Genomic DNA, 12,253 nt, shown 5'->3' on the forward strand with positions numbered 1-12,253 from the left:
AAATATCGACCCAAGCGATCAACACAACAAGGAGACGCCCAATGACCCTATCGCCCGTCAACACCGACAATGCCGTAAAGGCGGTGCCGGCATTTCCGCGTCCAACTGCAGCGGCACACATCATCAAGGATGACGCGGAGGCAATCACCATAGCCAAGACGCTGGCCGCCGAGTTCGTCCAGGGCTCCGCCCGCCGGGACAGGGAGCGCATCTGGCCTGTCGCCGAGCTGGATGCCTTTTCCCAAAGCGGATTGTGGTCGATCAACGTTCCGAAGGCGTTTGGTGGCCCTGACCTATCCTATGTGACGCTTGCCAAGGTGATCGAAATCATCTCGGCTGCCGACCCTTCGATCGGACAGATCGCGCAGAACCACCTCGGCGTCGTCGCGGCCATACGCACCGTCTCTGACGAGGATCAGCAAAGACTGCTGTTTGGCGAAGTGCTCAAGGGCACTCGCTTTGGCAACGCATTTTCGGAATATGGGTCAAAACGCGCGGTAGACTTTGAAACCCGGTTTACCGATCGTGGCGATCACGTCATCGTCAGCGGGCAGAAATTCTATTCGTCCGGTGCGTTGCTGGCCCATCTGGTGCCGATCGTGGCACTCGATGACCAGGGTCGCGCCTGGTACGCGATTGCCGAGCGCGATGCGCCAGGCCTCACTGTCATCGATGACTGGTCGTCGTTCGGCCAGCGTACGACATTGTCCGGGACGGTGCTGCTCGACAATGTGAAGGTTCCCAAGACACATCTGGTGCCCGGTTACAAAGGCTATGAGGTGCCGACCGCCGACGGCGCCATCTTCCAGATCATCCAGGTCGCAGTCGACACGGGCATTGCTCAGGCGGCCATAGACGAAACGGTGAATTTTGTCCGCACTAAGAGCCGCGCCTGGGTCGACAGTGGCGTCGAAAATGCGTGGGATGATCCCTATACCATCCAGGCGATCGGTGATCTGACGCTGCGTCTGCACGCGGCGCAGGCGCTATTGGAAAAGGCAGGATATGCCATAGACCGCGCAGTTGCCGGCCCAACGGCGGAAACTGTGGCCGAAGCACAGATTGTCACCGCCGAAGCCAAGATCCTGTCGACGGAAATCGCCATCGCCGCGACCAACAAATTATTCGAGCTCGCCGGCACCCGTTCCACCCTTGCAGAACATGGGCTCGACCGCCATTGGCGCAATGCGCGAACCCACACGCTTCACGATCCGGTCCGGTGGAAATATGCCATTCTCGGCAAGTACTTTCTCAATGGCGAAAAGCCACCACTTCACGCCTGGAGCTAAAGCATCGAATGCCCGCGCCCGAAATCACGGGCGCGGGTGCAACGCTGTGGGTCGCATCGCGGTATCATCAATTCGTTCGACCAGATCCAAGAAAATCCCCCGGCCGGACGCGGCGGCGCTCACGCTGCCTCACGGATCCGATAGAAAACATGATCGACTTCGATGTAGGGGTATCGCTTTCTTCACCGGCGCTGAAGAGCGGTGCCAGAACGTTCAGCTCCAGATAGTGGCCGGCGATGCTACCGCGCGGTACGTCGTAGGAGACGTCCGCGGCTTTCCTCTCCACGCCGTCGTTATTTTCGCCGATAACGTCCACGCGGCCACCCGACGTCGCACCCGGGGTTGATGAAGATCATCTGTCATGTCAATCCGAAGCGAACACGACCCACTCGCTTGAGGAGTGCAACGGACTGATTTTTCGCAACAGTTTTGGAAAGCCGGGGTGGGGAAACCGGTGCTGATGATGACCAGACGACACTGTCAATCAATCAGCATTATCATATACTTAATGCAAAATCCGCCGGGGTCAGTGTTCGCTGCGGATTGACAGATTATGCCTTGGTTGACCTCAGATGCCGGTATCCGCCCTGCCAGTAAAGAAGCGGCTCAACGGCTCGTCTCCTGGTCTCGGTCATGAGGTGAATACCGAATTGATCTCGCCATAGACGTCGAGTTCGATTCCATTTTCAAGAGGGTAACGGGCTCGACATTTCCATTGCCGCCCCTCCCGAATTTGGTCGATCCCCCCTCTGAGGCTACACTCCTCTGGTTCACTGATTCGGCTCAAGGAGTAGATGGGTCAAAGAATGATCGTCCAAGCTTACGGGAGGACCCATGGTAGGCATGATACGAGGCATCGCATTTTCGCAAACGGAAATGAATGATAAGGATCGAAGGAAGGCAGCTTTTCAGGAGGCCGGACGTTTATTCGCCAGGGATGATCGAGAGGGATGGCTGGAAGACCAACAGATGACGATCTGCCGGATGCTAGAGAAAGCCTTTGAAGCCGGTCTGCTCGCGGCAAGGAACAATCCTGAATTTACGCTGCATTCCAAGAGCAGCATGAGGCTGACGGACTCGGATATTCCGGCCCTCGCTCGCAAAGTCATCGAGGTCCTGAGACTTGTGATCGCAGGAAGGCCCCACACGCTTGAGGACCTGCTCTTTCATTTCCATGAACCAGCTACTGCTGATAGCAGCTCTCCAAGAGTTGGGGGTAGATGGCTTTCGCTGAAACACAAGACGTTCCCGGGACCGTTCTCAGACAGGGTTGTACGCACGCTAATCGAGTTGGGGCTCTTTAGTGAGGTGGATGATTTCGCCGATACAGGCAAGGAGTGTGCCGGTGTTTCGGAATGGGGATACGAACTGATACACACCGGGTTTACCAACCGGCAGGATCAACGATCAGCTGGGGCCTCTTTGACGTATGTGGAGTACGAGGCCCTTTGGCCTGTAAAGACCGACCGCCTCAGCCCGAGCCGGGCTAAAACTGCCCGCTAGTCCCACAAGGATGTTCGGTCGTCTCGGTGATCCCGTAGGTCAACGCAATGAGAACGAGCAGCGGCAACGTCCAGTCAGCGCGCCTACATGAGGAGCGACTTTAAGAACGGTTGAAGTCGAATATGCCGGAATCGCCCGAGTCCATGCTAGGCGCTAAGCTGGACGCTTTTCCGCGGGCGAAAGGAAAAACAAACCAATCGCCGTGAACAGCAGACCGAATAGCAAACCAAAGCCGATGAATGAGAGGAACTGCTCTCCTGCCTGATACACCGCTATCGGGACCAGGGCGATAAGGATCATGCCGACGAGTAACAGGAAAGCGGCAATGCCTTTGCCAAACAATCGAACCATCTTAGTCTCCTTGTGATTCGGTTTGCGCCGTTCACCCGTTAAGTGTTGGCCCAAAGGGCTTCGGGTACAAGCTTTAGCCGGTCAAATCGCTCCAACCTCAGAGAGGTCTTGTCCCGGCTGTGTTCTGACAACAACACAATCAGCACGGTTGGCGGTATGCAGCCAATCAAGGAGTCTAGGTACGTCGAGCAGTTAACAGTCTGGGGCCGACACCGCTCAGCTCTCCGAGATCAAGTCCCGAGGAGTGAAACCGCCTTTATCCAACTGCCGTAGTCACAGAGTGACAATTGGCGTAGATGGGGACGATTTCGATAGTCAACTCACTCTTGGCCTGGTTCGTCTGCCGATGTCGGAAACCCGGCTGCATCCAGCACAGTCGCGAGGGGGGAGGTCACTAACGACGAGGCCCGGATGGGCCTTGCTTGCGGGCGAAAAATCATCCTCAACCCCCAAATGAATTCTGACACCATTGGTCTCGAACCAGCATCCACCCAGGGCAGCGAGATGCTGTGGCTTTGCGACTTCCTTCAGGCCAAGCAGCCCCTCGTAGAAGCTGCGAGCAATGTCCTCTTGTCCGACCGGCATCGCCAAGTGAATATGACCCATTCCAATGACGGCCAATGTGGTGCTCCCACTTGAGGCTGGCAAAGATGACCGCACCGATCACCACCATGAAACCATTTGGCGCGACATTCGTATAGACTGCGAGCTTGGTCGGCGACGGGCAACTAGCACCCGAGTGGCCAGTTCCGACGCGGAGGATCGAACGATGAAGGTTGGTATCGCTATTGCGATTATGGCCATACTATTGGTGGCTTGCGAACAAACGTCGACATCGTTGCAACCGATTCCAGGTAGCATCACCTACGGCGGCCAGCCGCGAACCAAGCTGACCAAGGCCCCCATAGGGAGCCAAGTACCGCATCATTTCACTGATCAGTGGGGCGATGACGTCTATGAGACCTACATCATTCAGCCCGACCGAAGTCTAAAGCTGACTGACCGCCGGATAGTTGAGCAAAACTTCTGATGGGCTAATGAACGGAAAGCGGATGGACGCTTATGGCAAAGAGACCACAGGGAAGGGCACGACCTAAGCACGCCAAATCGATTTTAGCGATCGCGTTCTTAGCCACATTTCTTTTCGTAATCGCGGCATTGATCCTTCGCACACTCGGGCCATCTATGATTTTGCATTGAATTCTCTCGCTGGCCCAGCAGGTGGCTTCAGAAAGAAAAGCTGCGGACTTGGCGCCCCCCTTTTGAGAGCCTTACCAGAAACAAAGAGGGAACATAGCAGTCTTTGCGGCGATTGCATCAATTTCAATCGTCCGATCCTTCTACGTTGCGAAACTACTGGCCGCTCAAGGCGTTCTAATCCTGTGACACAACACTGCAGGAGACAGTCCAGTGGCGGACGATAGTACCACCAGGATGTGGGCCATTCGCGAGGCAGCCGGCCTTGCGCTCGACCATCTGCTTCGGCAACACGTTATCTCACGGCCCGACATCTTCATTCAATCCGCTACGGATCGAAAAACCGCCGGCTCAGTGCCATCGGGCGGCGATACTTTCCATGAAGAGGGCGCCCGTAAAGACGCAGCCCTTGAAGGCGACATCGTGGTCTCGGCGGATATTGCCGTCAGTCAGATTACTGCAGTTCAACGCAGTCTCGGTGACGCTGGCGCGATCCGCCTATCGGGTCGCTAGGTCAGTAACGGGAGCCGGTGGGGCAAGCCGGCTGCGTTTCTTTGTCAGATTGGGAGGAGTTGGGAGCTCATGGTCGACAATCTTTCGAGATACCGTGCAAAGCGAAATTTCAAGAAAACGGGCGAACCGAGCGGCGAAGCTCAAGTGAAGTCGTCGAACCGTCGGCGGTTTGTTATTCAAAAGCACGACGCGACCCGCCTGCACTATGATCTCAGGCTGGAACTCGATGGCGTCTTCAAGTCCTGGGCGGTGACAAAGGGACCCTCTCTCGATCCGCATGACAAGCGGCTGGCCGTCCAAGTTGAAGATCATCCGCTGGACTATGGCGATTTCGAAGGCACCATCCCGAAGGGTGAGTATGGCGGCGGCACGGTCATGATGTGGGACCGCGGCTATTGGGAACCGGAGGGCAGCAAGCCGCCGGAAGAGGCTCTGAAAAAGGGAGACCTCAAGTTCACCCTGGAAGGCCAGCGCCTGCATGGGAGTTTCGTCCTCGTGCGTATGCGAAATGACCGCGACGGCGGTAAACGGACGAACTGGCTATTGATCAAGCACCACGACGACTTCTCGGTCGAGGAGCACGGAGCGGCCGTCCTTGAAGAAAACGATACGTCGGTGGCTTCCGGCAGAACGATGGAAGCAATTGCATCCGGAAAGGGCAAGAAGCCCAAGCCATTCATGCTGCAAGGTGGCGACGTTGAGGCGGATGCGGTGTGGGACAGCAACAAGGGTGTTGCGGCCGAGGAACGCAAAGCGGGAGTGACGAACAAGAAGGAGCCGGCGGCTGCGAAGCGGTCGAAATCCACCATGCCGGATTTCATTCCGCCGCAACTGTGCGAAACCCTGACGCGCCCGCCATCTGCTGACGGCTGGATCCATGAGATCAAGTTTGACGGCTATCGAATCCAGATGCGAGTTGACGATGGTGAGGCAACCCTGAAAACCCGAAAGGGTCTAGACTGGACGGCCAAATACCCGGCTATCGCCAAGTCAGCCTCCGCTCTTCCCGATGTCATCATCGATGGAGAAATCTGCGCTCTTGACGAAAACGGCGCCCCGGATTTTGCAGCGCTGCAGGCGGCGTTGTCGGAAGGAATGACAGGTGATCTTGTGTATTTCGCCTTCGACCTCCTCTTTGCGGGGGACGAAGATCTGCGTGGGCTCTCGCTCACAGAACGAAAGGACAGACTGGCGGCTGTTTTGTCGGACGCCGGCGAAGATCCGCGTCTACGTTTCGTCGAGCATTTCGAAAGCGGTGGCGACGCCGTTCTCAGATCTGCCTGTCGTTTGTCGTTGGAGGGGATTGTCTCCAAGCAAGGCGACGCGCCATATCAATCGGGCCGCACGAAGACCTGGGCGAAGTCGAAATGCAGGGCGGGACATGAAGTTGTCATCGGCGCCTATGCGAAGACCAATGGAAAGTTTCGCTCGCTTCTGGTTGGCGTCAATCACGGTGACAACTTTGTCTATGTCGGCCGCGTCGGCACAGGCTATGGCGCCAAGACCATCGAGACACTTCTGCCCAAGCTACAGGAGATGGAGACTTCCAAATCGCCGTTCACCGGAATTGGAGCGCCGAAGAAGACCGCTGATATCGTCTGGCTGAGGCCCGAGCTCGTCGCCGAGATCGAGTTTGCCGGCTGGACGGCCGATGGCCGGGTGCGTCAGGGCGCATTCAAAGGTTTACGGGAAGACAAGCCCGCGGCAGAGGTCGAGGCCGAGAAGCCGGCATCACCTTCTAAGACTGACGTGCCCGATCCCGAGACGGAGAAACCAGCGCCAAGGCGTTCCCGCAAGGGCGGGAAGGTAGAGGTGATGGGCGTGATGATCTCTAGTCCCGATAAGCCGCTATGGTCGGATGCCGGTGACGGGAAGCCGGTAACGAAGGTTGACCTTGCTCGATATCATGAAGCCGTTGGCTCCTGGCTGATCGACCACATCAAAGGACGTCCCTGCTCGATCATTCGCACGCCGGACGGGATCGGAGGAGAACAGTTCTTCCAGCGCCATGCCATGCCGGGGACATCGAACCTTCTAAAGCTGGTCACGGTCTTTGGCGACAAGAAGCCTTACCTGCAGATCGACCGCATCGAAGGTCTCGCCGCCATCGCCCAGATCGGCGGCGTCGAGCTGCATCCGTGGAACTGTGAGCCCGGTCAGCCTGAGGTGCCTGGCCGTCTGGTGTTCGACCTTGATCCCGGTCCAGATGTCGCATTCTCGACCGTCGTTGAAGCCGCCCGCGAAATCCGCGACCGGCTGGAGGAGCTGGGTCTGGTGAGCTTCTGCAAGACGACGGGTGGCAAGGGACTGCATGTGGTCACGCCTCTTGCCGTGCCGAAAGGCAAGAAACTCAGCTGGGACATAGCAAAGGCCTTTGCCCACGATGTCTGCCATGAGATGGCCCGTGACAATCCGGATCTTTACCTGATCAAGATGGCCAAGAACCAGCGACAGGGCCGTATTTTCCTCGACTATTTGCGCAACGATCGCATGGCCACGGCTGTTGCACCCCTTTCGCCCCGAGCGCGGCCCGGCGCCACCGTTTCGATGCCGTTGACCTGGACGCAGGTAAAGACTGACCTAGACCCGAAGCGATTTACGGTTCGCACGGTCCCAGCGCTGCTTGCGAAAAGCTCGGCGTGGCTGGATTATTGCGATGGTCACCGACCGCTTGAGCAGGCCATCAAGCGTCTCGGAAGATCAAGCCGGGCAGCGTCAGCGTTCGAGGGCCGCGCCGCGAGCGAATAGGATTTCGAATTCGTGCGGTAAGACACTATGGACAAGGAACCGAACGACACCGTGCCCCCAGACCTAGGTGTTGGTGCAACGACTGACCTGCCTCACGATCGCATAACAGTGCAGCGCTTTCGGGAATCTTTCCCACGCGCACGGTGGAGCGACCGTCTGAATGCCTGGTTCGTGCCCGGACGGACCGCCGAAAGGCGCATCGGACGCTGGCTCGCCGAGATGGAGGCAGAGGCAGACGCTTTTGCTGACGAAAAAGGTAGGGACGCTTTCGAATTCGATCCGATCAAAAGCCGCTATCTCGAAGCAGCGCCTTCGGTCTTTCAAGTCCGGACGCCCTACTCGCGTACCATCGTGAACGAAATTCGAGAAATCCCGTTTGCACGCTGGGACGCGGATCGCCGGCTCTGGACTGTGCCTTACCGATCATACGATGAACTGTGCCGACGGTGGCCAGCGATCGAGGCGGCGGCTGCGCGAAATGAACCCGAGGTGAGGCAAGCGCGCCGTGAGGCATTGAAGGGCACGGATGAAGAGAAGGCATCAAAGGCGGGATTGAGGGAGCGCCGGCGGAAACGTTATCCTGTCCCCTCTGACGACGTCGCGCCGTTCGAACGCGCGATTAGCACGCATGCGGGTGTCATTATCTTCACCGGTACGGACGGCGAGTTGGCAGATCCTGTGACTGTCAACACGTTCTATTTTCCCGCAGGACAGAGCAAGGAGCATATTTGGGTGTCGTGGCGGCCCGGTTCGCTGGAAGAGCTGGTGGCGACATGGCCAGCACGAACGCCAACTGGAGAAGAAGAACGCGCGCGCGGCTGGTGGCTACCGACGCTGGAGGAATTGCGGATCGCGCGGCGAAAGGCCAGATCAAAACGTCGAACCCAACAGCGTAGGCAAGAAAAGCAGGACGATACCGCGTAGGTCGTGCCACACGTTGCGGGCAGAGGAGCGTTGGGATTGAGCAGGCCGCAGATGCAGAAAGCGCTAGATGAGTTTCGATGCTTGCCGCCGATCGCGCCGCGCGAGATGATCGGGCTATGGGCCGGTCGGGGCATCCCGTCCGGCCACCCTTTCGACGGGGTTCTGGAAAACCTTGGCTGGTTCGGTAAGCGGTTTACGCCGGAATTGCGCGCGGACGCGCTGCTGTTTCGCTTGGACAAGCGGCGACTGATTCCAATCGACCCGGCAATGATACCACTTCGCCTGGCCCTCCGTTTCCACAGGGTCGGGAGGACGCGTACCGCGCGGATCCTGTTTTCATATCTTCTGCGTGGGCTTCGGGCCAAAGGCCCGGTGGCTTCCTTGAAAACCATGTCATTTCACGGCGTGGCGAGTGCCGCGATGATCTATGACGATCAACCCATTATCGACCATTTCCGCAGGATGGATGATCGCAGGATCATGGGAGCGATGGCGATCCAGGGAGACGATCGGATTTACTTCTTCGAACTCGATCGGATTGATGAGCCGTGAGCGCTGATTGGATGGGCAGCGCTTGAATTTCCGACAACCAATTATCACCTGCTGCCCACTACCTGTTTTGATGACCGCATGCGCAACAGCTACCCAGATGCGCGCGGTTGTCCGGGTGTGATAGGGCGCTCCCTATAAGGGTCGAGCTCATTATCTTTTTCAAGGGGAAGCGCGCTCGCCCATATCAAAGACCGCGGCGTTATCCTGAACCTCGCGCAGGCCCTTATAGGATGCGTGGCGCAAATAGCCGTCATTGGTCCAGCCACAGAACTCGATTTCTGCGATCAGCGTCGGTTGAGCGAAGACGAGGTTCTTGCCCTTGAGATGCACGACTGGTTGTTTTGTCTTCAGCCCGTCGAGCGTCTTGCGCAGGTACTCGGCATCCTTGGTGTTGAACCCGGTTCCGACGGAGCCGACGTAGACCCATTCATCCCCGTTTCGCCCGGCAAGGAGCAAGCTGCCGATCCCAGAGCGGGCCGACGCCGATTGCTCATAGCCGACGACCATGAAGCACTCGCTCCGCACGCATTTGATCTTCAGCCAGTCGCCGGTGCGGCCCGACCGATAGGTGCTGTCGCGACGCTTGGCGATGACACCTTCCAGCCCGAAGGTGCAAGCATTCTTCAGAAGCTTGGTACCATTGCCGCCTATTTCCTCAGACAGCCGGATCGCGCCGCTGGCGCCATCGAGCAGATCCTCGAGGATGTGTCGTCGCACTGAGAACTCTGTCCCCGTCAGATCGTGGCCGTCGAAATAGAGAAGGTCGAAGGCGTAGAGGAGGGATTCCGTCGATGTCCGCTTGCCGCCCCGCCCTCCCAGCGATCGCTGAAGGGCACCGAAGTCGGATCGCCCCTGGTCATCAAGCACAACCGCCTCGCCATCCAGAATGGCTGTCCCAACGCCCAGGTTCTTGGCTGCGGCTGCAATCGTCGGGAAACGATGGGTCCAGTCGTGGCCGCCGCGCGTGATGATGCGGACCCCCTTCGGCTCGATATGGATCGCGAGCCGATAGCCGTCCCACTTCACCTCAAAGGCCCAGTCTGGCCCCGCGGGCGCTGTTGTCCTCGGCAGCGCCAGACATGGTTCGACACGGTCGGGCATGGGATCGAACGGGAGATTGGGCTGTGCCGGATTGCGGCGCCGGCGTGGTTGAGATTTGGCGACGTGATCGTCCTGGAGTAGCGCTTTCGCACGTCTGCTCATTTACCGGTCCGATTTTCCGTCGCAACCGACTTGCGCAAAGCATCCATGATGTTGACAACATTGTTGGGTGCCGGTGACGATGCGGGAGCCTTGCTCGCGCTCTTCGACGGCTTCTTGAGCGATTTCCTTTTCGCGTCGATGATATCGAGCAGCCGATCCTGCACGGGGTCGATGACCATCTTTGGCGTCCAGTCCTGGGTCTGCTTTTTGATCAGTTGCTGGATGAGCGGCATCATGTCGGAATCGGCTTGTGTCTCGCCAATACCCTCGAAATAGGTTTCTTCATCCCGGACCTCGTCACCATAGCGCAAAGTCCAAAGAACAATACCCTTGCCGCGTGGCTCCAGCATGACGGCGCGTTCGCGACGGGTGATGACCAGCCGGGAGATACCGACCATATCCTGCGATTGCATCGCGTCACGGATGACGGAGAAGGCTTCCTGACCGACGGGATCGTTCGGGGACAGGTAGTAGGGCGAGTCCAGCCAGATCCAGTCGATGCTGTCGCGTGGCGTAAAGGTGGAGATGTCGATCGTCTTCGTGCTGTCCAGCGCGACATTCTCGAGTTCGTCATCCTCGAGAATGATGTATTCGTCCTCACCGCGCTGATAGCCTTTGACTTCGTCCTCTTCCTTTACTCCTTTGCCGGTGACCGAATCCACATAGCGGCTGACGACACGGTTTTGGGTCTCGCGATTGAGGGTATGGAACCGGACTTTGTCGTTTTCTGAGGTCGCCGGCATCATCTGCACCGGACAGGTGACCAACGAGAGCTTGAGATAGCCTTTCCAGTAGGGGCGAATTGCCATGGCGAACTCCTCCGGTCAGCTTGCTCGGCGCGTGGGCGCCGACGCGGCTTTTGACTTTGCCACAGGCTTTGCAGCTTTCTGGCGAGCCGCGCCCTTGTTGGCGTTTGCGGCAGTGCGTTTGGGTTGGGCCTCTTTTGCACCCCTGCCGGCGCTTTCGCGCAGCGCTTGCAGAAGGTCGCTGGGCTTCGAAGCCACCGGTGCCTTCCTCTTCGGCAGTGAGCGGCCTTCGATCTTGGCTTTCACCAGTTCGGCAACGGCAGCCTCATAACGGTCATCAAACGTGCTCGCGTCGAACCTGCCCTTCTTGGTGCCGATAATGTGCTCCGCAAGTTCGAGCATTTCGCCTTCGATCTTGAGGTCGGGTATTTCTTCGAACGCCTTCTCAGACGATCGGACCTCGTAGTCGAAGTTGAGAGTATTGGCGATCAGGCCTTTGCCGTGCGCGCGAATGAGAACGGTACGCATCCTGCGAAACAGAATGGTCCGGGCAATGGCTGCAACCTTTTCCTTTTTCATGCCGTCACGCAGAAGCACAAAGGCATCCGTCCCCATCTTGTCCGGCGCCAAATAGTAGGGCTTGTCGAAATAGGTCGTGTCGATCTGCGCGCAGGGGATGTAGGCTTCGATGTTCAGGGTCTTGTCACTCTCGGGCACGGCTGCCGCGACTTCATCCGGCTCCAACACGATGAACTGGCCGTTCTCGATCTCATAGCCTTTGACCTGGTTGTCGCGCTCGACAGGATCGCCGGTCTCGCTATCGACAAACTCCCGTTTGACCCGGTTGCCCGTTTTGCGGTTGAGGGTGTTGAACGCGATGCGCTCGGAAGACGATGCTGCCGTGAACAGAGCCACCGGGCAGGAGACCTCCCCGAACTTGATGAAGCCTTTCCAATTCGCTCTTGGGCCAACCATGACATCTATACTCCTGACGCAGCCAACGCGATTCAACCGAATCAACGGGCGAATCGTTCCGTGGCAAAACGAATCATTTTTCAATGACTGAGCGGTGGCACGCTTCCCGCAATGCGAGTCCTGATTAGCATCTTGATTCACATGCATCTTTTGGCCGTCGCGCGCGTTTCTAAGGCGAACAACCTTAAAGGAGTCCTGCCATGAGCAAGCGCGAACTGATCGATTGAAATGGCAGCGAAAAGACACAAGGCG

At 57.8% G+C, this 12,253-nt stretch carries 12 protein-coding genes and 1 pseudogene; 7 read left to right on the forward strand and 6 right to left on the reverse strand.

Translation table 11 applies throughout. The features are described from left to right. The first annotated feature begins 41 nt into the window (after window positions 1–41). Entirely contained in the window at window positions 42–1,289 is a 1,248-nt protein-coding gene (locus tag AB4Z52_RS21330; RefSeq protein WP_442219915.1) for an SfnB family sulfur acquisition oxidoreductase, read from the forward strand. A 67-nt stretch (window positions 1,290–1,356) separates the two neighbouring features. On the opposite strand, the pseudogene AB4Z52_RS21335 reads toward AB4Z52_RS21330, so the two are convergent. Further along, a pseudogene (locus tag AB4Z52_RS21335) lies at window positions 1,357–1,623 on the reverse strand (hypothetical protein); the annotation flags it as partial. Window positions 1,624–2,123: 500 nt separating this feature from the next. On the opposite strand from AB4Z52_RS21335, the gene AB4Z52_RS21340 reads away from it, so the two are divergent. Continuing rightward, window positions 2,124–2,792, forward strand: a complete 669-nt coding sequence (locus AB4Z52_RS21340) for a hypothetical protein (RefSeq protein ID WP_442219916.1) — start codon at window positions 2,124–2,126, stop codon at window positions 2,790–2,792. A 153-nt stretch (window positions 2,793–2,945) separates the two neighbouring features. Here the strand turns inward: AB4Z52_RS21340 and AB4Z52_RS21345 are convergent, their stop codons facing one another. Further along, the gene (locus AB4Z52_RS21345) at window positions 2,946–3,143 is read right to left on the reverse strand and encodes a hypothetical protein (RefSeq protein ID WP_442219917.1); all 198 of its coding nucleotides are present in this window, start codon (window positions 3,141–3,143) and stop codon (window positions 2,946–2,948) included. Window positions 3,144–3,458: 315 nt separating this feature from the next. Continuing rightward, window positions 3,459–3,764: a VOC family protein gene (locus tag AB4Z52_RS21350; RefSeq protein WP_442219942.1), complete on the reverse strand. Its 306-nt coding sequence runs from the start codon at window positions 3,762–3,764 to the stop codon at window positions 3,459–3,461. 118 nt (window positions 3,765–3,882) lie between these two features. On the opposite strand from AB4Z52_RS21350, the gene AB4Z52_RS21355 reads away from it, so the two are divergent. From AB4Z52_RS21355 to AB4Z52_RS21375, 5 genes are all read left to right on the forward strand, one after another. After that, complete coding sequence (locus AB4Z52_RS21355) at window positions 3,883–4,173, forward strand: hypothetical protein (RefSeq protein ID WP_442219940.1); 291 nt, start codon at window positions 3,883–3,885, stop codon at window positions 4,171–4,173. Between the two features lie 380 nt (window positions 4,174–4,553). Then, a complete protein-coding gene (locus tag AB4Z52_RS21360) occupies window positions 4,554–4,853 on the forward strand; it encodes a hypothetical protein (RefSeq protein ID WP_442219918.1) in 300 nt (99 codons plus the stop codon). A gap of 69 nt (window positions 4,854–4,922) precedes the next feature. Next, the gene (gene ligD / locus AB4Z52_RS21365) at window positions 4,923–7,601 is read left to right on the forward strand and encodes a DNA ligase D (protein WP_442219919.1); all 2,679 of its coding nucleotides are present in this window, start codon (window positions 4,923–4,925) and stop codon (window positions 7,599–7,601) included. 27 nt (window positions 7,602–7,628) lie between these two features. Beyond that, a complete protein-coding gene (locus AB4Z52_RS21370) occupies window positions 7,629–8,525 on the forward strand; it encodes a hypothetical protein (RefSeq protein ID WP_442219920.1) in 897 nt (298 codons plus the stop codon). Between the two features lie 51 nt (window positions 8,526–8,576). Then, window positions 8,577–9,077 carry a DUF4334 domain-containing protein gene (locus tag AB4Z52_RS21375; RefSeq protein ID WP_442219941.1) on the forward strand — a complete coding sequence of 167 codons (501 nt, stop codon included), beginning with the start codon at window positions 8,577–8,579 and terminating at the stop codon, window positions 9,075–9,077. Window positions 9,078–9,236: 159 nt separating this feature from the next. On the opposite strand, the gene ligD (AB4Z52_RS21380) is transcribed toward AB4Z52_RS21375, so the two are convergent. Genes ligD (AB4Z52_RS21380) through ku (AB4Z52_RS21390) form a run of 3 tightly spaced genes read right to left on the reverse strand, consistent with a single transcriptional unit; the run spans window position 9,237 to window position 12,001 of the window. After that, on the reverse strand, window positions 9,237–10,280 hold the full coding sequence (gene ligD, locus AB4Z52_RS21380; RefSeq protein WP_442219921.1) for a non-homologous end-joining DNA ligase: 1,044 nt from the start codon (window positions 10,278–10,280) through the stop codon (window positions 9,237–9,239). Then, on the reverse strand, window positions 10,277–11,089 hold the full coding sequence (ku, locus tag AB4Z52_RS21385) for a non-homologous end joining protein Ku (RefSeq protein ID WP_442219922.1): 813 nt from the start codon (window positions 11,087–11,089) through the stop codon (window positions 10,277–10,279). The genes ligD (AB4Z52_RS21380) and ku (AB4Z52_RS21385) overlap by 4 nt, the downstream gene beginning before the upstream one ends. A 15-nt stretch (window positions 11,090–11,104) precedes the next feature. Continuing rightward, the gene (gene ku, locus AB4Z52_RS21390) at window positions 11,105–12,001 is read right to left on the reverse strand and encodes a non-homologous end joining protein Ku (RefSeq protein WP_442219923.1); all 897 of its coding nucleotides are present in this window, start codon (window positions 11,999–12,001) and stop codon (window positions 11,105–11,107) included. Window positions 12,002–12,253 lie beyond the last annotated feature (252 nt).

This window comes from Rhizobium sp. 2YAF20 (assembly GCF_052114685.1).
GTDB lineage: Bacteria > Pseudomonadota > Alphaproteobacteria > Rhizobiales > Rhizobiaceae > Rhizobium.